Raw genomic sequence first — 22536 nt, 5'->3', positions numbered from 1 at the left:
TCCCTGCCGCTGCTACTCCCTGCCGCTGCGCAGTTCGTCGGCGGGCGGCTGCCCGGCGGGCGGCGTGTCGGCGGGCGGCTGCTGGTCCTCGTCATGCACGGTGTGGCCGGGTTCGAAGCGCTCGGGAAGCCAGTCGGCCTGCTCGGGCAGCGCGTACTCCGCGTAGCTGCGGTCCTCGCGCAGGCGGCGGGCGGTGCCGAGCACGAAGACGTCCGGGGCCTGGTCGAGCACGCCGCCCGAGGGGTCGTCGCTGCCGTCCCAGCGGACCGGGTCGAGCTCCGGCCGGAGGATGTCGCGGACCACCATCCAGCACAGGTAGAGCGTGCCGAGCAGGTGGAACACGATCGCCAGGTGGTACCAGTCCTGGTTGATGCCGTGCTGCTTGGAGTCGCCGGTGAAGGCCAGGTAGGACCAGACGCCGAGGAAGTACAGCACCTCGCAGGCCTGCCAGATCAGGAAGTCCCGCCAGCGCGGGCGGGCCAGCGCGGCCAGCGGGATCAGCCAGAGCACGTACTGCGGCGAGTAGACCTTGTTGGTCAGGATGAACGCGGCCACGATCAGGAACGCCAGCTGGGCGAAGCGCGGGCGGCGCGGTGCGGAGAGCGCCAGCCAGCAGATGCCCAGGCAGGCGGCGATCAGCAGGCCGGCGATCCAGGTGTTGAGGGTCTCCAGCTGCTCGCCGCGGTCCTGCATCAGGATCAGCCAGAAGGAGCCGAAGTCCTCCTTGCGGGTCTGGCTGAAGGTGTAGAAGGTGGCCCAGCCCTTGAAGTTGGCCACCATCACCGGAAGGTTGACGAGCAGCCAGGCGCCGGCCGCGCCGCCGACCGCCTGCCAGAACTCACGCCACTTCCCGGACCGCCAGCAGAGCACCAGCAGCGGGCCGAGCAGCAGGAAGGGGTAGAGCTTGGCCGCGGTGGCGAGGCCGATGAAGGCCCCGGCCCAGGCCGGGCGGCGGCCGGCCCAGAAGGCCATCGCGACGGTGCAGAAGGCGACCGCCAGCAGGTCCCAGTTGATGGTGAGGTTGAGCGCCAGCGCGGGGGCCAGGGCGAACAGCAGGGCGTCCCAGGGGCGGCGGCGGTGCGCCCGGGTGAGCGCCACCACGGTGACCACCGCACAGGCCGTCAGCATCCCGGCGTTGATCAGCCAGAACCACTGCTCCTGGGTCTCGGTGCTCCCGGTGCCCGGCGTGAGCCAGGCCGCCACCTGCATGAACAGGCCGGTGAGCACCGGGTACTCGAGGTACTGCATGTCCGCGCTGGGCTGCGGCAGCATGTCCACGTACGGGGTCAGCCCGGCCGCGAAGCCGCGCCAGGTGTACAGGTGCGGGATGTCGCTGTAACAGGCGTGGGTGTACTGGGTGGTGGCGCCGCGGAACCAGCCGCCGTCGTAGCAGGGCAGCTTCTGCGCCATGCCGAGCACGCAGGTGACGATCACCAGCAGGGCCAGGAACCGGGCGGGGACCCACCAGTTGACGCCGAGCAGGGCGCGGCGGCCGGGCGGGCCGCCGAACAGCTCGCTGCCCGCGGCGGCCACCGGGTCCTCGTCCGCGGGGACGACCACGGTGTTCTGCGGCGGCCCCGGGGCGACCGCCGGATCCGGCACGGTGGCCGTGCTGCCGTTCTCGTCAGGTGCGCTCGACGTCATGGCGGACATGATGCCGCACTGGTCCACTCCACAGCAGGTGCCCCCGCCAACGGGTTTCGGCGGTGCGGCGGGATCGGCCCGGCACACGCCCGCACCAGGACCGCACCGCGCCCGGAACGCGCCGGTGGCGGCCCTCCGAGGAGGACCGCCACCGGGTGGTGCGGGTCGGGATGACGTTCCGTCAGCCCTGCGGGGCGATCCCGTTGTTGCCGTTGCCGGTACCGGCGCCGCCGCTCGGGCTAGCGCTGCCGGTCGGGCTCGGGCTGCTGCTCGGGCTCGGGCTGCCGGTCGGCCGTCCGGTGGGCTTGCCGCTCGGCTTGCCGCTCGGCGAGGGAGCGCCGGTGGGGCAGAGCCCCGGGACCAGGCAGGGGTCCTCGGTGCCGGTCGGCGACTCGCTCGGCACCGTGGTGACCGGCGCGGTCGGGGTGGTGGGGGCGGTCGGCACGCTCGGGGCGATCGTGGTCGGCGGGGCCACCGGGGCGGTCTCGGACGGGGTGGCCGACGGGCTGGCCGTGGAGGGGGCGCCCGAGGAGTCCACCTGCTCGCCGATCTCCTCCGGCTTCGGGAAGTTCTCCTTCGGCTGGCCGTTCAGGATCGTCTTCATGTAGCGGGTGAAGATGTCGGTCGGGAAGTCACCACCGTGGACCTCGTCCTTCTTGGCGGTGCCGTTCAGGCTGAGCAGACCGGGCTTGCCCGGCTCCTCGCGCCACATGCCGACCGAGGTGACCAGGGAAGGCGTGTAGCCGACCCACCAGGCCGACAGGCCCTTGTCGGTGGTGCCGGTCTTGCCGGCGATCGGCCGGTTCAGCGCGTTGGTCTTGCTACCGGTGCCGTTCTTGGCCACGTTCACCAGCACGTCGGTGACGTTGTCCGCCACCGCCTGCTCCAGCACCTGCTTGGGAGCGGCCCGGGTGAACTGCTTCTGCTCGACGCCCTGGTGCAGCACCTTGCTCACCGAGTACGGATCGGTCTGCATGCCGCGGGAGGCGAACACCCCGTAGGCCGAGGCCATCCGGATCGCGCTCGGGGTCGAGGTGCCGAGCGGGAAGGTGGTGGTGGAGGAGTCGGCCAGGCTCTCCTTGCGCAGGCCCATCTGCTCGACCAGCTCGCCGACCTTCCTGGTGCCCACGTCCTGGCCGAGCTGGACGAAGGGCACGTTGTAGGACTGCTCCATGGCCTTGCGCAGGGTCACGTAGCCGGGCTTGCTGCTGCCGCTGTTCTTCTGCCGGTAGGGCTTGCCGTCCTCCAGCACGGGCTGGCCGTTCAGGCCGCGGATCTCCGACTTGTCGTCGGCCAGGTAGCGGCTGTCGGCGTTGATGCGCTTCGGCTTGCCGTCGCTCCCGGTCTCGGTCTGCACGCCGTCCTGCATCGCGGCGGCCAGCACGAAGGGCTTGAAGGTCGAGCCGACCGGCACGCCGAAGGTGTCGGCGTTGTCGGTGTGGTGGCCCTTCTCCACGCCGTCACCGCCGTAGATCGCGATGATGGCACCGTCGTTGGGCACCACCGAGGCGGCGCCGACCTGCACGAACTTGTCGTTGTCGGGGCGCTTGACCTCGTCCAGGGTCTCGGCCCGGAAGTCGTCCACGGCCTTCTTCAGGGCGTCCACCTTGTCCTTCTGGAAGGTGGTGTAGATCTGGTAGCCGCCCCGGCCCAGCGCGGCCTCGGTGACGTTCTTGTCCTTGGACATCAGGTACTTGTTGGCCAGCTCGACCATGTAGCTGACCTGGCCGTTCATGCTGGCCGAGACCTTCTTGGGCTGCGGCTCGGGGAACTCGGTGCAGCCGGCCCGCTTCTCCTTGGTGATGGCACCGGTGGTCACCATCCGGTCCAGCACCTCGTTCCACCGGGCCACCGAGCGGTCGTGGTTGGCCTTGATCGAGGGGTCGTAGTACGAGGCGCCCTTGAGCAGACCGGCCAGCATGGCGCTCTGACAGAGGTTCAGGTTCTTGGCGTCCACGCCGTAGTACGCCTGGGCGGCGGCCTGCGCGCCGGTGGCGCCGCGGCCGAACCAGCTGGTGTTGAGGTATCCGGTGAGGATCTCCTCCTTGCCCTTGTCCTGGTTCACCTTGAGCGTGATGATCAGCTCCTTGGCCTTGCGGCTCAGGGTCTGATCCTGGCTCAGGTACGCGTTCTTCACGTACTGCTGGGTGATGGTCGAGCCGCCCTGGGTCTCGCCGCCGGTCGCCATGTTGTAGAGGGCGCGGGCGATGCCCTTGGGGTCGATGCCGGTGTCGTTCCAGAAGCTGGCGTTCTCGATCGAGATCGCCGCGTTCTGCAGGTCCTTGCTGATGTCGGCGAGCCCGACCACCTGGCGGTTGGTGTCGCCCTGGCGGGTCATCTCGGAGCTGTCGGCCCAGTAGTAGATGTTGTTCTGACGGTCCACGGCCGCGTTCAGGTCGGGCACCGGGGTGAGCGCGTAGGCCGCGCCGACCACCGCGATGCCGCTGCAGAGGAACAGCAGGAAGACCGTCAGCTGCTGCTTCCAGGACGGGAGCCAGCGCCACACGCCGGTCTTGCCGAACCTCGGGTAGTCGATGAAGCGCTTCTTGCCGGGCTTGCCGGACTTGCCGGCCCGGCCCGCCGCCTTGTCACCCCGGCCGGGGCCGGTCTCGGCACCGCCCTTGGCGCCCGACTTCTGGGCCTGCTTGCGCATCTCCGCCCTGGTCAGTCTGGGCTGCTGGGCGGTGGCCCGGGCCGCACCGGCCCGGGGGCCGCCGCCGGCGCGGTCGCCGCCGTAGACCGGCGCGCCGTCGGGCGGTGACCCGTAGGCATACGGACGGCCGCCGTCGCCCGGGCTCCCCTGCGGCTCCTGACCGCCGTCCGGGTTCGGCGACCTGCGGCGTCGTTCGCTCATCTTCCAGCCACTCCTCGGTCCTCGTGCCCGGGCGTACAGAGAGCCCGTGCACACGCGACAGAGTACGCATCCGAAAACCACATCTAATCGGGCATCAGATGACAAGCCAGGCATAACGCCACCAGATCATTACATGCCCGTTGCCAACCTGGCCCCGAACGGACCTTGACGGATGCTCAGCGCGGACCGGCCGAATCCTGTGACCTCGTTCACCCGAGTCGCTCTTGCTCGTTCCGTGACCCAGGTTTACTGTTCTCGATATATCGAGCCGATACATCGGCACGGCATAGCAGCACGGGCGGAAGGAGGCGGGTCCACGGTGAGCAGGCGTTCGGGAGTACTGGAGTTCGCCGTCCTCGGCCTGCTGCACGACGCCCCGATGCACGGCTACGAGCTCCGCAAGCGGCTCAACGTGCTGCTCGGTTCCTTCCGCGCCTTCTCCTACGGCACGCTCTACCCCTGCCTGAAGAGCCTGGTCGCCCAGGGCTTCCTGGTGGAGGACAACCCGGAGGCCGAGTACGTTCCGGCCACCGCCCTCAACGGCAAGCGCTCGAAGATCACCTACCGGCTCTCGCCCGAGGGCAAGCAGCGCTTCGAGGAGCTGCTCGCCGACTCCGGGCCGGACGCCTGGGAGGACGAGCACTTCGGCGTGCACTTCGCCTTCTTCGGACAGACCGACAGGGCCGTCCGGATGCGGGTGCTGGAGGGACGCCGGAGCCGGCTGGAGGAGCGGCTGGAGCGGATGCGCAGCTCGATCGCCCGCACCCGCGAGCGGTTCGACGACTACACGCTCGAACTGCAGCGGCACGGGCTCGAGTCGGTGGAGCGCGAGGTCCGATGGCTGAACGAGCTGATCGAGACCGAGCGGGCCAACCGGGCCGGGCGCAACCCCGACCCGCACGAGAAGACTTCGGACGGCCGTGGCCAGGAGGCCGGGTCCTCGGACCCGCCGGGGCCACCGCACGACCGCCCGGGGCGTTCCTGACGGATCGCCGAACCCGCCGCGCCCTGTGCGTGTGCGGCGGGACTGGGCGCGACGCGCCCGCCAGAGAAGAGAAGTTGAGCGAGAACCGCCCGATCGGGCGGCCTCATGAGATCAGTAGGGAGCAACCGGAATGGGTTCGGTTCGCGTAGCCATCGTGGGCGTCGGCAACTGTGCCGCGTCGCTGGTTCAGGGTGTCGAGTACTACAAGGACGCCGACCCCGCCGGCAAGGTCCCCGGGCTGATGCACGTGCAGTTCGGCGACTACCACGTCAGTGACGTGGAGTTCGTCGCCGCGTTCGACGTCGACGCCAAGAAGGTCGGCTTCGACCTGTCGGACGCCATCGGCGCCAGCGAGAACAACACCATCAAGATCTGCGACGTGCCGCCGACCGGCGTCACGGTGCAGCGGGGCCACACCCTGGACGGCCTCGGCAAGTACTACCTGGAGACCATCGAGGAGTCGGACTCCGCTCCGGTCGACATGGTCCAGGCCCTGAAGGACGCTCAGGTCGACGTCCTGGTCTGCTACCTGCCGGTGGGCTCGGAGAAGGCCGCGAAGTTCTACGCGCAGGCCGCCATCGACGCCAAGGTCGGCTTCGTCAACGCCCTCCCGGTGTTCATCGCCGGCACCAAGGAGTGGGCGGACAAGTTCACCGAGGCCGGCGTGCCGATCGTCGGTGACGACATCAAGTCCCAGGTCGGCGCGACCATCACGCACCGCGTGATGGCGAAGCTGTTCGAGGACCGCGGTGTCGTCCTCGAGCGCACCATGCAGCTGAACGTCGGCGGCAACATGGACTTCAAGAACATGCTCGAGCGCGAGCGCCTGGAGTCCAAGAAGATCTCCAAGACCCAGGCCGTCACCTCGCAGATCCGCGACCGCGACATGGGCGCCAAGAACGTCCACATCGGCCCGTCGGACTACGTCGCCTGGCTCGACGACCGCAAGTGGGCCTACGTCCGCCTCGAGGGCCGCGCCTTCGGCGACGTCCCGCTGAACCTCGAGTACAAGCTCGAGGTCTGGGACTCGCCGAACTCGGCCGGTGTCATCATCGACGCCGTCCGCGCCGCGAAGATCGCCCTGGACCGGGGCATCGGCGGCCCGATCCTCTCCGCCTCCTCGTACTTCATGAAGTCGCCGCCGGTGCAGTACTTCGACGACGAGGCCAAGGAGAACGTGGAGAAGTTCATCCGCGGCGAGGTCGAGCGCTGACCTCGGCTCTCCTGAGCCGCTGAACGGGGGTCCTGACGTTCCGTCAGGGCCCCCGTTCGCGTTTCCGGGTGATGTTTCACGTGAAACACCGCCCGGCCTCGTGGCACCCTTGGCGGGTGGATCGGACGGGGAACGGCACCTCACTCAGCGCACTGCTCCGGGGTGCGGACTTCCGGCGGTTGCTCACCGCCCGGGTGCTCTCCCAACTCTCGGACGGGGTCTTCCAGGTCTCGCTGGCCTCGTACGTGGTCTTCTCCCCGGAGCGGCAGTCCAGCCCGGCCGACATCGCCTCGCTGCTGGTGGTGCTGCTGCTGCCGTTCTCGCTGGTCGGCCCGTTCGCCGGGGTGCTGCTGGACCGCTGGCGCCGGCGGCAGGTGCTCTACCTCGGCAACCTCGCCCGCTGCGGCCTCGGCCTGGCCACCGGCGCCCTGCTGCTGGCCCGGGCCCCCGAATGGCTCTTCCTGCTCGCCGCCCTGCTGGTCACCGCACTCAACCGCTTCATCCTGGCCGGGCTCTCCGCCTCGCTCCCCCGGGTGGTCCGCCCCGAACAGCTGGTCACCGCCAACGCCCTCTCCCCCACCCTCGGCACCGTGGCCGCGACCTGCGGCGGAGGCCTCGGCTTCGTGGTCCACCTGGTGCTCCCGGCCGGCGCCGGGGCCGACGCCCTGCTGGTCACCGTCGCCGCCCTGCTCTACCTCTGCGCCGGCCTCTCCGCCCTGCGGATGAGCCCCGACCTGCTCGGTCCCGACCACCACCCCGACCGGCCCCCGCTGCACCTCGCCCTGGCCCTCGCCACCCGCGAACTCGCCGACGGCGTACGGCACCTGGTGCGGGACTGCCGCCCCGCCACCCACGCCCTGGCCGCCATCACCGCCGCCCGGTTCTGCTACGGGATCCTGGTCGTCACGGTGCTGATGCTCGCCCGCTACACCTTCAACTCCCCCGACGACATCCCCGGCGGCATGGCCACCCTCGGCCAGGCGGTGGCCGTCTCCGCCGTCGGCTTCTTCCTCGCCGCGCTGATCAGCCCCTGGTGCACCCGCCGGCTCGGCCTCACCGGCTGGCTCACCGCCTGCACCGCCTCCGCCGCGGTCTTCGTCCCCGCCCTCGGCCTCACCTACGCGCTGATCCCCTGCCTGACCGCGGCCCTGCTGCTCGGCCTGGTCACCCAGTCCGTCAAGATCTGCGCGGACACCGTGGTCCAGGAGTCCGTCGAGGACGCCTACCGCGGCCGCGTCTTCGCCCTCTACGACGTCCTCTTCAACCTCGCCTTCGTCGCCGCCGCCGCCGTCACCGCACTGCTCCTCCCCCTCGACGGCCGCTCGCCCCTCCTGATGCTCACCACCTCCCTCCTCTACGCCATCACCGCCGTCCTCTACACCCGCTCCGCCCGCCCCCGCTGACGCCCCCTCACCCTCCCCCCGCCACCCGCGCCACCGCCGCGTCCACCGACCCCTCGGGGTAGCGCGACCGGTTGTCCACAGGCCGGTACACAGGGTTATCCACAGGCCCGTGGCGCCAGGTCTCCTCCGCGTCCAGCAGGTGGCACCGCACCTGACGTGCGGTTTCGCTGTCCCGCAGCAGCATCGCCACGTTCAGCACGGCTCGCCGGCTGAACAGCGCGAGTGACCTGGCGCGGGACTCGATACGACAGAGTTGCTTGAAGCAACTCAGTTCAGCACCCGCGATCGCCCGGTAGCCGTTGGCCTTCAACTCATTCCGGTGGTCATGGACGACCGCCTTGATCACCGTCTCCCCGACTCCGAAGTACCGCGCCACGCCCTCCGTGGTGACGTGCACCCCGTCCGGCAGCAGCACCAGCACCTTCACCCGGTCCAGCACCTCCACCCGCTCCGCGACCACCGCCCGCATCGTCGGGGACTCCAACAGCACCGCGTCCACAGCCATGGCTGTACTCCTCTCCGGGAACCGGGTACTTCCCGTTCCCAGGAACAGGCCACCACGTCCCACCAACCACCCACCAGAGCCGATGAGTTGGAGCACACGATCGAGCGGATCCGCTAAAGCGACAGGTGTTCAGGCGATCTTGGTCACGGCGCGGGTGATCACGGCCGGGTGTCATTTCCCCCACCGTCCGGGAAACTCGCTGTCGCCGTTGATCTCCGGGTCGATAGCTTGCGGCGTTCTCGTTCACCGTACGAATCACCCCGGGGGTCTTCCATGTCCGCACCGCTTCCCCAACCGCCTCCGCCGGTGGGCCAACTGCTCCCTGGGCCGTTCTGCAGGTTCTGCGGGTCGGCGCCGGCCGTCCAAGCGACCTTCCGCGGTCACCGGGGCCTCGTGCTGTACATGAAGTTCCTCTGGCAGGAGGGCCCGTTCTGCCGGAGCTGCGGAATCGCCACGCACCGCCGGATGACGGCGAACAGCCTCTGGCAGGGGTGGTGGGGGCCGATCTCCATGCTGGCGAACCCGATCACCATGCTGGTCAACCTGCCGCACCGGTGGAGGGTCAACCAGCTCGCCGAGCCGATACCGGGCGCACCTGGTCAGCCGATGGACCGTGGCAAGCCGGTTTTCCGCCGTGCCGCGGTGCTCGGGTTCCTGGTCCCGTTGGCCATGATCGCCGTGCTCGTCAACGTGGACAGCACCCTGCCCTCCGGCGCCGTGGTCGGCGACTGCGTGCAGGAGCTCCACGGCGACCTGGCGGCGGAGAACCGCCGCCCGGATCTGTCGGTGGTCAAGTGCTCCGACCCGGACGCCCAGGCCCGGGTCGTCGGCCGGGTGGACGACAGCCCCAACAGGCACGCCTGCGACCGTTTCCCGGAGACCGACGTGCAGTACGTCGAGGGCCGCTACGGCACCGAGTTCTCCCTCTGCCTGCACCTGCTCGAGAAGTAGACGTCTGTGGGGGCGCCCGGACCGGACGCCCCCACTGACCTTCTGAAAGAAGGTCAGTCCTGCTCGGCCCACCACTGCTTGAGGGCGGCCACCGCCTCGTCGTGCTCCATGGGCCCGTTCTCCAGCCGGAGTTCGAGCATGTGCTTGTAGGCGCGGCCGACCTGCGGGCCGGGCTTGAGGTCGAGGAGCTGCATGATCTGGTTGCCGTCCAGGGCGGGCCGGACGGCGTCGAGCTCCTCCTGGTCCCTGAGGACGGTGATCCGCTCCTCCAGGGAGTCGTACGTCCGGGAGAGGGCGGCGGCCTTCTTGCGGTTGCGGGTGGTGCAGTCGGAGCGGGTCAGCTTGTGCAGGCGCTCCAGCAGCGGGCCGGCGTCGGTGACGTAGCGCCGCACCGCGGAGTCGGTCCACTCCCCCCCGCCGTAGCCGTGGAAGCGCAGGTGGAGCTCGACCAGCCGGGAGACCTCTTCGGTGAGCTCCTTGGAGTACTTGAGGTCCCGCATCCGCTTGCGGGTCATCTTGGCGCCGACCACCTCGTGGTGGTGGAAGGAGACCCGCCCGTCGGACTCGAAGCGGCGGGTGCGCGGCTTGCCGATGTCGTGCAGCAGCGCCGCGAGCCGCAGCACCAGGTCGGGGCCGTCCGACTCCAGGGCGATGGCCTGCTCCAGCACCGTCAGCGAGTGCTCGTAGACGTCCTTGTGCCGGTGGTGCTCGTCGCTCTCCAGCTGGAGGGCGGGCAGTTCGGGCAGCACGTGCGCGGCCAGCCCGGTGTCGACCAGCAGCCGCAGGCCCTTGACCGGGTGGTCGGCGAGCAGCAGCTTGTTGAGCTCGGCCTGGACCCGCTCGGCGGAGACGATGGTGATCCGCTCGGCCATCGCGGTCATCGCGGCGACCACCTCGGGCGCCGGGGTGAAGTCCAGCTGGGCGGCGAAGCGGGCGGCCCGCATCATCCGCAGCGGGTCGTCGGAGAAGGACTCCTCGGGGGTGGCGGGGGTGCGCAGCACCCGGGCCTCCAGGTCGTCCAGCCCGCGGTGCGGGTCGACGAAGCCGCGGTCGGGCAGGTCCACGGCCATCGCGTTGACGGTGAAGTCCCGCCGGACGAGGTCCTCCTCGATGCTGTCCCCGTAGCTGACCTCGGGCTTGCGCGAGGTGCGGTCGTAGGACTCGCTGCGGTAGGTGGTGATCTCGATCAGGAACGACCCGTCCGCCGTGTCCTTGCGGGCGCCGACGGTGCCGAAGGCGATGCCGACGTCCCAGACCGCGTCGGCCCAGCCCTTGACCAGCTTGAGCACCTGCTCGGGGCGGGCGTCGGTGGTGAAGTCGAGGTCGTTGCCGAGCCGGCCGAGCAGCGCGTCCCGGACCGAGCCGCCGACCAGGGCCAGCCGGTGCCCGGCCGCCCGGAACCGTCCGGCGATCTCGTCGGCCACCGGGGAGACCCGGAGCAGCTCTTGCAGGCCGCGGGCCTGGGCCTCGGTCAGGCCGGGGGCGGCGGAGCGGACGGCTTCGGTGCTGGACAGCGGTGCGCGGGCGGGCTGGACACGGGCGGGCTGGGCGCCGGGATCATTGGCAGTGGACACGGCTCACAAGGGTACGTGCCCTCCCCGGCTGTCCGCCGCCCGGTTTCTTCCGGTTCACCCGACGTGCGCCGCACCACTGCCGCACCACAGGCCCCGGACCGGGCGCACTCCGGCCACCCGCCCGCCCCGGCACGGAAGGTGACGACCCGTCGGACGGAGCCCGCACGCACCCCGCCCGGAGTCCGGCCGGCCGGTCACGCCCCGTGAGCCCCCGGCCCGCAACACCAGCGCGCCACCGGCCTCGTTACCATGCCGGTGGTGAGATCCCGGCCCGGGCCTCGGCTGCCGCTGCGGTATCCCCCTTCCAGATCCCCTTCCAGCTCTGGATCGGTTCCTTCGAGTTCCATCGAGTTCCATCCGATCCAGAGCCCTCCGATCCAGAACGGCGAGGTCGACACGCGTGGGTGAGCCGGTGCGGCACCAGGGGCAGAGCACGGCGGACCGGTCCCGGCCGCGCCGATGGGTCCGGCCGCTGTCGGGGCTGCTGGCCGCCGCCGCGCTGCTGACCTGCGGGACGCTGCCGGCCTCGGCCCGGCCGGCGCTGGCCGACGGCGGGCCACCCTCGCTCTCCCTGCCGACCGCCTCCGCCGAGTACCCGGCGGTGGTGACCATCGACACGGTGGACCCCCGGGTGGCGACCCCGCAGAGCAGGGTCACCGTCACCGGGAAGGTGACCAACGGCGGCCCGTCGCCGATCAAGGAGGTCGAGGCGGGGCTGCGGACCGCGAGGCAGGTGACCACCCGGAGCGGTATCGACGCGGTCGTCCGTCGCGACGACCCGCTCACGCAGGACGGCTCCCCCATCACCACCGCGGGCCGCGAGAAGCTGGGCGACCTGGCCCCGGGCGAGAGCCACACCTTCACCGTGAACCTGCCGGTCGGCGACCTCAAGCCGAACAAGGGCGGCGTGCTGGAGCTGGCGGTGGACGCCTCCGGCAAGACCCCGGACGACGACTCCTCCCACACCCTCGGGATCGCCCGCACCTTCCTCCCCTACAACTCCGAGCCGACCCCGGCCCCGACCCAGCTCGCGGTGGTCTGGCCGATCACCCACGCCCCGGAGCTGGTCGCCCAGACCATGGGCACCGAGAACGACCAGACCGCGGTGCTGCGGGACGACTCGCTGGCCACCGAGCTGGCCCCCGGCGGGCGGCTGTACCAGCTGGTGCAGACCGGCAAGGAGCTGCCCGGCCTGACCTGGGTGGTCGACCCGGACCTGCTGGACACCGTGCTGGCGATGACCCGGAACTACCGGGTGCAGAAGCCCGGCACCGCGGGCGAGTCGGCCAAGGAGGAGAACACCGTGCCCGGCACCGGCCGGGACGCCGCCGTCGAGTGGCTCAAGCTGCTGCGTGCGGCGGTGGCCACGGCCGGCAGCCAGGTGGTCTCGCTGCCCTACGCCGACCCGGACCTGGCCTCGATCGCGCACAACGGCGCCGACCTGCCCGGCATGGACACCGCGCTGCGCAAGGCCCACACCGCCGGTGAGGTGACCACCGAGGGCCGGCTCTCGGTGGACGTCAGCTCCAACGTGGCCTGGCCCTACCAGGGCCAACTGGACCAGCAGATCGCGGAGGTGGCCCGCACCACCGGGGACAACGTGCTGCTGGCCAGCGGCTCCGCGTTCCCCGACAACGGGCTGGAGTACACCCCGAACGCGGCCCGGCCGATCGGCAACGGGCAGACCGCCGTGGTCGCCGACGCCGCCATCTCCGACCTCTTCCAGCAGGACCTGAGCACCACTCAGGCGCAGAACGCGACGATCCAGCGCTTCCTCGCCGAGACCATGACGGTCAACCGTCAGCGGCCGGACCCGCGCACCCTGCTGGTACTGCCCCCGCGCAACCTCGACGGCACCGCGGCCGACACCCTGGCCAAGTCGGTGACCGCCGCCCAGCAGGGCGGCTGGGTCAAGCTGGTGAAGCTGGACGCCGTCGCCACCGCCCCGGCCGACCAGCGGGCCAACAGCTACGTCCCGGGACCGGGCGAGTACCCGCAGCACCTCCGGGCCGGCGAGCTCTCCCGGGAGACCCTGGCCCAGGTGATGGGCATTCAGGGCAAGCTGGACCAGCTGCTCTTCATCCTCACCCAGCCGCAGAAGGTGCGCGGGCCGTTCAACGCCGCGATGGTCCGCTCGATGTCCACCCAGTGGCGCGACCAGGGCCCGGCCGGCTCCACCTACCGGGCCGGCGTGCAGAACTACCTGGACGGCCTGATCGGCGCGGTCAAGCTCACCCCCAAGAGCACGGTCACCCTCGCAGGTGACAACGGGATCGTCCTGGTCAGCATGAAGAACGACCTCAACCAGGCGGTCGGCAACCTGCGGATCAGGCTCTCCTCCAGCCAGCCGAACCGGGTCCACGTCGGCGGCGCCGACCCCGTGGTGGTCGAGGCGGTCACCAGCCGCACCCTGCGCTTCAACGCCCGGGCCAAGAGCAACGGCCCGGTCCCGATGACCGCCCAGTTGGAGACCACCAACGGCTACCCGTACGGCGAGCCGATGGCCTTCAGCGTGGAGGTCACCTCGGTCACCTCCGGCGTGCTGTACGTCATCGGCGGCGGCGTGATCCTGATGCTGCTGGCCGCCGTCCGCTTCACCTTCCAGCGCCGCAAGCGGGCCGACGAGCCGCAGGAGGACCCCGAGGCCCCGCTGGAGACCGCCACCCCCGCCCCGGCCGACGCCGACGGCGAGCCCGCCGCCCCGGCCGCCGCCCCGGCCGCCGCCCCGGCCGCCGCCGCGGCCGCCGGGACGGGCCGGACGGCCGGAGGCACGCCGCGGGAGAGCGGCGCAGGTGCCGGGGAAGACGCCTCCGGTGATGAGAAGGTGGGTCACTGAGCCGCCCCGCCCGGGCGGACGTACCCGACCAGCGATGAGGTGGCATGAGCGGGCCGCGCGAGGACCGAGCACAGGGACGTGATCAGGGACGCGCCGCGGGGCAGGACGGCCGCTCCGCGGACCGGTCCGCCGACTGGTACCTGGCGGACACCTACGCCCAGGACCCCTACGCGGAGGACCCGTACCCGACCGCGCCGGGTGCGGACCCGTACGGGCTGCGCGCCCCGGCCGCGGCCGTGCCCCCGCAGCACCCGGCCCCGGAGGCGGCCGCCGAAGCCCTGACGGCCGACCCCGCCTCCCCCGCAGCCGCCGCCGGACCGGCCGACCCCGACGACCCGCAGACCCTCCGGCTGCTCCAGCCCTCCCGGCAGCGGCCCGCCGAGACCGGCCTGACCGCCCCGGCGCCGCGCTGGGCCTCGCTGGCCGCCGAACCGCTCGCCGAGCCCGCCGCCGTCCCCGTACCCGCCGCCGACCCGGCCGACCCGGCCGCCGAGTACGTCGGCGTGGACGGCCTGCTCACCGCCACCGGCGGCTCCGCGGCTGCGGCCGCGGCCGTCAAGGGCGGTGGCGGCAACGGCGACCACCCGGACCGCGGCGAGCCCTACGTCCCGCCGATCGAGTTCGACCCGCCGCTCTCCGAGGCCGAGGCCATCGGCCCGCCCGCCACCCCGCTCACGCCCCCCGTGGCGGCCGGTCAGCCCGCCGAGGCGGGCGAGGCGGCCGGACCGGCCAGGCCCGCGGCCGGCGGCAAGGTGGCCAGCCTGGTCAACTCCAGTGCCCTGATGGCGGCCGGCACCCTGGTCTCCCGCGGCACCGGCTTCCTGCGCACCATGGTGATCGCCGCCGCGATCGGCGTCGGCACCATGGGCGACTCGTACAACGCGGCCAACACCCTGCCCACCCTGCTCTACATCCTGATCGGCGGCGGCGCGCTCAACGCGGTCTTCGTACCGCAGCTGGTCCGGGCGATGAAGAACGACGAGGACGGCGGCACCGCCTACGCCAACCGCCTGCTCACCGTGGTGATGGTCGGCCTGGCCGGGGTGACCTTCCTGGCCGTACTCGGCGCGCCGCTGCTGGTGCAGCTGATCTCGCACTCGCTGATGAAGGACCCGGCCAGCGCGGACACCACCGTGGCGCTGGCCCGGTACTGCCTGCCGACCATCTTCTTCATGGGCATCCACGTGGTGATGGGTCAGATCCTCAACGCCCGGGGCCGGTTCGGCGCGATGATGTGGACCCCGGTCCTCAACAACGTCGTGGTGATCGCGACCTTCGGGATGTACATCTGGGTCTACGGCACCTTCCAGCACAGCGAGGTGACCCCGGGGACCATCGCCCCCGAGGGCATCCGGCTGCTCGGCCTCGGCACCCTGCTCGGCCTGGCCGTCCAGGCCCTGGCGATGGTGCCCTACCTGCGGGCGGCCGAGTTCCGCTTCCGGCCCCGCTTCGACTGGCGCGGCCACGGCCTCGGCAAGGCCGCCCGGCTGGCCAAGTGGACCTTCCTGTTCGTCCTGGCCAACCAGGCCGGGTACCTGGTGATCACCCAGCTGGCCACCGCCGCCGGTTCGGCCGCCGAGGCCACCGGGCACCTCGGCGTCGGCCTGGCCGCGTACTCCAACGCGCTGCTGATCTGGCAGCTGCCGATGGCCGTGATCACCGTCTCGGTGATGAGCGCGGTGCTCCCCCGGCTCTCCCGTTCGGCCGCCGACGGCGACGCCGGGGCGGTCCGCGACGACCTCTCGTACGGGCTGCGCACCTCGGCGGTGGCGATCGTGCCCGCCGCCTTCCTCTTCCTCGCCCTCGGCCCGGTGATCGGCAGCGCGATCTACGGCTTCGGCAACGGCGGCTCGGTCGCCCACGGCACCACCGCGATCGGCTACATGCTCTCCGCCTTCGCCCTGGGCCTGATCCCCTACTCGGTCCAGTACGTGCTGCTGCGCGGCTTCTACGCCTACGAGGACACCCGTACCCCGTTCGCCAACACCGTCTGGGTGGCGGGCTGTCAGGCCGCCTTCGCGGTGCTCTGCTGGTACCTGCTGCCCTCGCAGTGGGCGGTCACCGGGATGGCCCTCGGCTACGGGCTCGCCTACGCCGTCGGCGTGGCGGTGGCGGTGCCCAAGCTGAAGGCGCGGATCGGCGGACTGGACACCGGCCGGATCGCCAAGACCTACGTCCGGCTGGCGATCGCTTCGGTGCCGGCCGCCGCGGTCGGCGCGGGCGCCGGACTGCTGCTGAACGACCTGCTCACCGGCGCGATCGGGGACTGGCCCGGCTCGGTGGTCACCCTGGTGCTGGCCGGCGGGCTGCAACTGGCCGTCTTCGCCCTGATCGCCCGTCGGATGCGGATCGAGGAGCTCAACGCGATGATCGGTATGGTGCGTAGCAGGCTCGGGCGCTGACCCACCGTCAGTCCGGCCCGGGCCTTCCCGGGGCCCGCGCAACCCACCGACCGGTGAACTCCGGCCCGACACGGCCGGAACGCAACCGGTCGGTTCGTCCAGCGGTCGTAGCAGGGGAGGAAGAGTGGGCACAATTGTCCTGGCACGCCGCCGCCCTCCGGGGACGGGCCGACGGCCGACTTTCCGGAACCCGGGGCGACGCAAGGGGAGGCAGGACAACGGTGGCTGATGGCACCAAGGCGGTAGTCGACACGTCCGCGACGGACGACACGGCGGTGGCCACCGCACTCGGTGAGCTCTCGGACCTGCGGGCCGACGGCCCGGCGGAGCGGGCGTCCGAGGCCACCGCCCCGCTCTCCACCGCCGAGATCGCCGCCGAACTCGCCGACCGGCCACCGCTGTCGGAGCGCACCGGCGGTCCGGCCGGGGACACCTCCAAGGGCGCGGCCGAGCTCCCGACCGAGGTCGCCGCCGAAGCGGCCCGGAAGGCCGTTCAGGCCACTTCCGCCGACGAGGCCGACGCCGGCGACGCGACCGACGCCCCCGCCGCCACCTCCGAGGAGCTGGCGGCCACCATCGACCAGCCCACCGGCGAGCTGCCGCTTCTCCGCCCCGCCCCGGTGCGGCACAGCGGCGACCGGATCGCCGACCGGTACCGGCTGGAGGACTGCATCACCCAGTCCGAGCACTTCAGCAGCTGGCGCGCGGTGGACGAGAAGCTCCGCCGCCCGGTCGGCGTGCACCTGCTCTCGGCCGGCCACCAGCGCGCCCGGGGAGTGCTGGCCGCCGCCAAGTCGGCCGCCCTGCTGGGCGATCCGCGCTTCGTCCAGGTGCTCGACGCGGTCCAGGACGGCGACCACGTCTACGTCGTCCGGGAGTGGCTGCCCGGCGCCTCCGACCTGGCCCAGCTGCTCGCCGACGGCCCGTTGGAGCCCTACGAGGCGTACCAGATGGTCCGTCAGGTCACCGATGCCATCGCGGCCGCGCACCGGCGCGGCCAGGCCCACCTGCGGCTCACCCCGAGGTGCGTGCTGCGCACCGACAGCGGCCAGTACCGGATCAACGGCATCGCGGTGGACGCCGCGCTGCGCGGGATCCCCGACGAGGACGCCTCCCGGACCGACACCCGGGCCATCGGGGCGCTGCTGTTCGCCGCCCTGACGCACCGTTGGCCCTACCCGGAGGACCGCTACGACCTTCAGGGGGTGCCGAAGGGGCTGGACTGCGTACCGCCGGAGCAGGTCAAGGCGGGCGTCCACAAGGGCCTCTCCGAGCTGGCCGCCCGGGCGCTGTGCGAGACCCCGCCGCACCACCAGGAGCCGATCACCACGCCGGAGGAGCTGGCCAAGGCGATCGCGCTGATGCCGAAGGTCCGTCAGCCCGAGCAGCCCGCACCCTCGTTCACCCCGCCGCCGCTGCCGCCCCGCCCGCACCGGCCCCAGCCGTCGCAGGGCCGGCCGCAGCACCACCTCGCCCAGCACCCCTCGCCGCACGCCGCCCCGCCGAACCACGGCCGGCCGGCGCCGACCGAGGCACTCCAGCAGCTGCCCCGCCACCGCCGCCCGCGGCTGCGGCGGCTGGTCCGGCTGACCGCCTCGGTGGTCGCGCTGGCGGTGATCGGCGTGGCTTCCTGGCAGCTCGTCAGCTACTACAACGACCGTTCCGAGGCCGACCTCCACGACCAGCGGCCGAGCACCGGCCCGAGCACCTCCGGAGACCCGGCCGCCCCGCCCGGCAAGACCCTCGCGATCTCGGGCATGTCCTCCTTCAACGCGCTCGGCACCGACCCGGAGCACGTCGGCGAGGTGCCCAAGGCCTTCGACGGCGACCCGTCCACCGCCTGGTCCACCTCCGGCTACTACGACCCCCTGGGCGGCGGCTACCGGGCCGGCACCGGGCTGCTGGTCGACCTCGGCAGCGAACAGCAGGTCAGCTCGGTGCAGGTCCAGTTCGCCGGCAGCAGCACGATGGAGCTCTACGCGCAGCCCAAGGGCACCGCCTCCGCACCACGCGCGGACAAGACCGGCCTGGCCTCCTTCGGCAGCCCGGTGGCCACCCAGCAGGGCACCCAGGTCGAGCTCAAGCCCGGCCAGCCGCTGACCACCCGTTACCTCTTGCTCTGGCTCACCAGCATCCCCAAGGATGTGGACAGTCAGTACCGCGGCCGGATCGCCGAGGTGAAGGTCATCGGCTGACGGACGGAGAGGGGTGGCGGTGACGGAGGAGCTCCCCGACGCCACCCTGCTGGCGCGGCACGCGGCCGGCGACCCGGACGCCTTCGGCGTGCTGGTGCGCCGCCACTGGGACCGTCTGTGGGCGGTCGCCCTGCGCACCCTGGGCGACCGCGAGGAGGCCGCCGACGCCCTCCAGGACGCCCTGGTGTCGGCCTTCCGGGCCGCCCACACCTTCGAGGGCCGCTCGGCCGTCACCACCTGGCTGCACCGGATCGTGGTCAACGCCTGCCTGGACCGGGCCCGCCGCTCGGCCAGCCGCCCGGCCACCCCGCTGGACCAGGAGGAGCACCGGCTGGACCGCCTGCTGGGCAGCGCCGAGGCCACCGAGGCGGTGGTGGTCCGGGCCGAGCTCCAGCGGGAGGTGACCGCCGCGCTGGCCGTCCTGCCACCGGACCAGCGGGCCGCCCTGGTGCTGGTCGACATGCAGGGCTACGCCGTGGCCGAGGCGGCCGAGGTGCTCGGCGTGCCGGTCGGCACGGTGAAGAGCCGCTGCGCCCGTGGGCGGGCCAAGCTGCTGCCGCTGGTGCGCCACCTGCGGTCCGTTTCACGTGAAACGGACCCCGCCCCCGCCCCGCCCTCCGGCGATGTTTCACGTGAAACGGGAGACGGGAACCGGAACGCCACCCCGCCCGTCCCAGAGCAGCCGAGTCCCGGCCAGGCCCTGAGAGGAGACGTGACCCCGCGATGAACCACTCCTCCCCCGCCGAGCCCTGGTCCGGCACCGACCACCCCGACGTCGACCTGCTGGCCGACCTGGCCGAGGGCCTCGCCGACCCCGGGACGGCCGACGCCCTCCGGTCCCACCTCGACGGCTGCCCCGAGTGCACCGACACCCTGGCCGCCCTGGCCGAGGTGAGCGAGCTGCTGGGCTCGCTGCCCTCCCCCGGGCTGCCCGCCGAGGTGGCCGAGCGGATCGACGCCGCCCTGGCCGCCGAGGCGGCCGCCCCCGTGGTCCTCCCGGCCGGCCGGACCGAGGCGCGGGCCCGGCAGCGGTCCGGGTTGCGGGCCCGTTCGCCGCAGCGCCGGCGGATGCACCGCCGGGTACTGCTCGGCGCGGCCTTCGCGATGCTCGGGACCGTCCTGGCCGGCGTCCTGCTCCGGGACCTGCCGACCAGTCAGGACGCCTCCACGGCCTCCGGGTCTGCCAAGGCCGGTACCGCCGCCGTGGGCGGGTTCGACAGCGCCCGCTCCGAGTTCACCGACGAGGGGCTTCCCGCCGAGGTCCAGCGGCTGGTCAGCAGCCAGCGCCAGGCGGTCTCCGCCGGCAAGGGGTCGCTCTCCGCCCAGCCCCCCGAGGCCCCGGGCTCCGGCGACATGGGTCTGGGCCCCTCCAACTCCCCCTCCCCCAGCGCGGAGGCGGCCACGGCGGCCGCCCACTGCGCCGGCCTGCCGTCCGGACGGCCGCTGGCCCAGGGCACCGGCCGCTACGGATCGGAGCCGGTGACGGCCCTGGTCTTCCCGCTCGGCACCGACCGGTACGACACCTACCTGGTCACCCCCGACTGCCGCACCCTGCTGCACCGCACCGTCCCGGCCGGCTGACGGACCCTCAGCGCCCTCCCGTCCGGCCGGAGAACGGGCGCCCAGGTGACGTTGTCCCACCGGACCGCCCACTCTGCGAGCGCCTGTCACGGCCGGGCCCGGGAATGAGGGAGACTGGTCAGTCGTTGTCCCCGGCGGCGGAGCAGGACCGCCCTCCCGCACAGCGCGGGCCGCGATGCGAACCAGGAGAAGCAGTGAGCGACGTCCGTAACGTGATCATCATCGGGTCCGGCCCTGCCGGATACACCGCTGCGCTCTACACCGCCCGTGCCTCCCTCAAGCCCCTGGTCTTCGAGGGCGCGGTGACGGCCGGCGGTGCGCTGATGAACACCACCGAGGTCGAGAACTTCCCCGGCTTCCGGGACGGCATCATGGGCCCCGAGCTGATGGACAGCATGCGGGCCCAGGCCGAGCGCTTCGGCGCCGAGCTGATCCCGGACGACATCGTCGCGGTGGACCTCACCGGCGAGATCAAGACCGTCACCGACTCCGAGGGCACCGTGCACCGGGCCCGCGCGGTGATCGTCACCACCGGCTCGCAGCACCGCAAGCTCGGCCTGCCGAACGAGGACAAGCTCTCCGGCCGCGGCGTCTCCTGGTGCGCGACCTGCGACGGCTTCTTCTTCCGCGACCAGGACATCGCGGTGGTCGGCGGCGGCGACACCGCCCTGGAGGAGGCCACCTTCCTCTCGCGCTTCGCCAAGTCGGTCACCGTCGTGCACCGCCGCGACAGCCTGCGCGCCTCCAAGGCGATGCAGGAGCGGGCCTTCGCCGACCCGAAGATCGGCTTCGCCTGGGACACCGCCGTCGAGGAGATCCACGGCGACCCGAAGCTGACCGGCCTGACCGTGCGCGACACCACCACCGGCGAGAAGCGCGAGCTGCCGGTCACCGGCCTGTTCATCGCGATCGGCCACGACCCGCGCACCGAGCTCTTCAAGGGCCAGCTGGAGCTGGACGCCGAGGGCTACCTCAAGGTCGAGGCCCCCTCCACCCGGACCAACATCCCCGGCGTCTTCGGCGCCGGCGACGTGGTGGACCACACCTACCGCCAGGCCATCACCGCCTCCGGCACCGGCTGCGCCGCCGCACTGGACGCCGAGCGCTACCTGGCCGCCCTGGACCACGAGGCCGCCCAGGCCACCGCCGCCGTCGCGGTCTGAGAAACAGAACGACGCCGCGCGTTGTTCACACCAGCACACCCCCGTTCTGACCCTTAGGAGTTCCCGTGGCCGGCGCCACCATCGATGTGACCGACGCGACCTTCGACGCCGAGGTCCTGAAGAGCGACAAGCCCGTCCTGGTCGACTTCTGGGCCACCTGGTGCGGCCCGTGCCGCCAGGTCGCCCCGATCCTCGAGGAGATCGCCACCGAGCACGCTGAGAAGCTCACCGTGGCCAAGCTGGACGTGGACGCCAACCAGGGCACCGCTGCCCAGTACGGCGTGATCTCCATCCCGACGCTGAACGTCTACCAGAACGGCGAGCTGGTGAAGAGCATCACCGGTGCCCGCCCGAAGGCCGCACTCCTCCGCGAGCTGGCCGAGTACCTCTAGGGATCACCACACCCTGACGGCGAGGGGCCCCGGGTATCCACCCGGGGCCCCTCGCCGTCTCGTCGTCCAGTAGCCAGTGGCCGTGTCCCCGGCCGTCAGAACGGCCGCAGGGCCGGCTCCTTGCGCGGGCCGCCCCTGGCCCTGGCCCCGCCGAGCAGCCGCTCCAGCGCGGTCTCCACGTCGCCCTTCCAGGAGAGCGTGGAGCGCGCCTCCAGCCGCAGCCGGGGGTACCGGTGGTGCGGCCGGACGGTCTTGAAGCCGACCGCCCTCAGGTGGTCGGCCGGCAGCAGACAGCTGGGCACCTCGCGGCCCGCCGCGCCGAAGGCCTCCACCGCCTTGAAGCCCCGGGACACCACGTCCTTCACCACGGTCTGCACCAGCACCCGCCCGATCCCCTGCCGCTGGTAGCCCGGCAGCAGCCGGCTGACCATCAGCTGCACCGCATCCGGCGAGACCGGGCTGGTCGGGAAGGAGGCCGAGCGCGGCACGTACGCGGGCGGTGCGTAGAGCACGTAGCCGACCGGGCGCTCGTCCACGTAGACCACCCGGCCGCAGGAGCCCCACTCCAGCAGCACGGCGGAGATCCAGCCCTCCTTCTCCAGCTCCGGCTTGCCGCTCTCCTCGGCCGCCTTGCCGCTCACCGGGTCCAGCTCCCAGAACACACAGGAGCGGCAGGGCAGCGGAAGGTCCGCCAGATTGTCCAGCGTCAACGGAACGATCCTTCGCCCCACGCCCACGCCTCCTCAGCGCTCCCCCGCCGGCCTGCTCCCGACGGTCCGTCAGCCCACCGGAACACTCTCACCCGAAACGGCGGCGGGTGCATGTTTCACGTGAAACA

The 22536-nt window shown here is 72.1% G+C and carries 16 protein-coding genes; 11 read left to right on the top strand and 5 right to left on the bottom strand.

What is annotated here, in order from left to right; genetic code table 11:
• Positions 1-12 precede the first annotated feature (12 nt).
• Together ACZ6ZR_RS26900 and ACZ6ZR_RS26895 are read right to left on the bottom strand one after the other, a co-directional pair.
• The gene (locus ACZ6ZR_RS26900) at positions 13-1644 is read right to left on the bottom strand and encodes a glycosyltransferase family 87 protein (protein WP_465646473.1); all 1632 of its coding nucleotides are present in this window, start codon (positions 1642-1644) and stop codon (positions 13-15) included.
• A gap of 181 nt (positions 1645-1825) precedes the next feature.
• Positions 1826-4498, bottom strand: a complete 2673-nt coding sequence (locus ACZ6ZR_RS26895; protein ID WP_465646471.1) for a transglycosylase domain-containing protein — start codon at positions 4496-4498, stop codon at positions 1826-1828.
• Between the two features lie 319 nt (positions 4499-4817).
• Here ACZ6ZR_RS26895 and ACZ6ZR_RS26890 point away from each other — a divergent pair, with 319 nt between their 5' ends.
• The 3 genes from ACZ6ZR_RS26890 to ACZ6ZR_RS26880 all read left to right on the top strand — a co-directional run bounded on the left by ACZ6ZR_RS26890 (position 4818) and on the right by ACZ6ZR_RS26880 (position 8099).
• Positions 4818-5483: a PadR family transcriptional regulator gene (locus ACZ6ZR_RS26890; protein ID WP_465646469.1), complete on the top strand. Its 666-nt coding sequence runs from the start codon at positions 4818-4820 to the stop codon at positions 5481-5483.
• A gap of 130 nt (positions 5484-5613) precedes the next feature.
• Complete coding sequence (locus tag ACZ6ZR_RS26885; protein ID WP_465646467.1) at positions 5614-6696, top strand: inositol-3-phosphate synthase; 1083 nt, start codon at positions 5614-5616, stop codon at positions 6694-6696.
• Positions 6697-6812: 116 nt separating this feature from the next.
• Positions 6813-8099 carry an MFS transporter gene (locus ACZ6ZR_RS26880; RefSeq protein ID WP_465646465.1) on the top strand — a complete coding sequence of 429 codons (1287 nt, stop codon included), beginning with the start codon at positions 6813-6815 and terminating at the stop codon, positions 8097-8099.
• Between the two features lie 7 nt (positions 8100-8106).
• Here the strand turns inward: ACZ6ZR_RS26880 and ACZ6ZR_RS26875 are convergent, their stop codons facing one another.
• Positions 8107-8598 carry a hypothetical protein gene (locus ACZ6ZR_RS26875; protein WP_465646463.1) on the bottom strand — a complete coding sequence of 164 codons (492 nt, stop codon included), beginning with the start codon at positions 8596-8598 and terminating at the stop codon, positions 8107-8109.
• 471 nt (positions 8599-9069) lie between these two features.
• On the opposite strand from ACZ6ZR_RS26875, the gene ACZ6ZR_RS26870 reads away from it, so the two are divergent.
• Complete coding sequence (locus ACZ6ZR_RS26870) at positions 9070-9555, top strand: LppU/SCO3897 family protein (protein WP_465646462.1); 486 nt, start codon at positions 9070-9072, stop codon at positions 9553-9555.
• 53 nt (positions 9556-9608) lie between these two features.
• Here the strand turns inward: ACZ6ZR_RS26870 and ACZ6ZR_RS26865 are convergent, their stop codons facing one another.
• Entirely contained in the window at positions 9609-11069 is a 1461-nt protein-coding gene (locus ACZ6ZR_RS26865; RefSeq protein WP_465646511.1) for a CCA tRNA nucleotidyltransferase, read from the bottom strand.
• 460 nt (positions 11070-11529) lie between these two features.
• Here ACZ6ZR_RS26865 and ACZ6ZR_RS26860 point away from each other — a divergent pair, with 460 nt between their 5' ends.
• The 7 genes from ACZ6ZR_RS26860 (at position 11530) to trxA (ending at position 21698) form a co-directional block, all read left to right on the top strand.
• Positions 11530-13965 carry a hypothetical protein gene (locus tag ACZ6ZR_RS26860; RefSeq protein WP_465646460.1) on the top strand — a complete coding sequence of 812 codons (2436 nt, stop codon included), beginning with the start codon at positions 11530-11532 and terminating at the stop codon, positions 13963-13965.
• Between the two features lie 44 nt (positions 13966-14009).
• Positions 14010-16367, top strand: coding sequence for a murein biosynthesis integral membrane protein MurJ (gene murJ, locus ACZ6ZR_RS26855; protein ID WP_465646458.1), 2358 nt, complete (start codon positions 14010-14012; stop codon positions 16365-16367).
• Positions 16368-16588: 221 nt separating this feature from the next.
• The gene (locus ACZ6ZR_RS26850) at positions 16589-18562 is read left to right on the top strand and encodes a protein kinase family protein (protein WP_465646456.1); all 1974 of its coding nucleotides are present in this window, start codon (positions 16589-16591) and stop codon (positions 18560-18562) included.
• Between the two features lie 13 nt (positions 18563-18575).
• A complete protein-coding gene (sigM, locus tag ACZ6ZR_RS26845) occupies positions 18576-19289 on the top strand; it encodes an RNA polymerase sigma factor SigM (RefSeq protein ID WP_465646454.1) in 714 nt (237 codons plus the stop codon).
• The gene (locus ACZ6ZR_RS26840) at positions 19286-20143 is read left to right on the top strand and encodes a zf-HC2 domain-containing protein (protein WP_465646452.1); all 858 of its coding nucleotides are present in this window, start codon (positions 19286-19288) and stop codon (positions 20141-20143) included. The genes sigM and ACZ6ZR_RS26840 overlap by 4 nt, the downstream gene beginning before the upstream one ends.
• A 194-nt stretch (positions 20144-20337) precedes the next feature.
• Entirely contained in the window at positions 20338-21306 is a 969-nt protein-coding gene (gene trxB, locus ACZ6ZR_RS26835; protein ID WP_465646450.1) for a thioredoxin-disulfide reductase, read from the top strand.
• A 65-nt stretch (positions 21307-21371) separates the two neighbouring features.
• Positions 21372-21698, top strand: coding sequence for a thioredoxin (gene trxA / locus ACZ6ZR_RS26830; protein ID WP_465646448.1), 327 nt, complete (start codon positions 21372-21374; stop codon positions 21696-21698).
• Between the two features lie 95 nt (positions 21699-21793).
• Here trxA and ACZ6ZR_RS26825 read toward each other — a convergent pair whose 3' ends face one another.
• Positions 21794-22429, bottom strand: coding sequence for a GNAT family N-acetyltransferase (locus tag ACZ6ZR_RS26825; RefSeq protein ID WP_465646446.1), 636 nt, complete (start codon positions 22427-22429; stop codon positions 21794-21796).
• Positions 22430-22536 lie beyond the last annotated feature (107 nt).

It is taken from the genome of Kitasatospora sp. NPDC088742 (genome assembly GCF_055584905.1).
The sequence above is the reverse complement of the archived record's forward strand: the minus strand, read 5'-3'. Positions and strand labels throughout refer to the sequence as shown.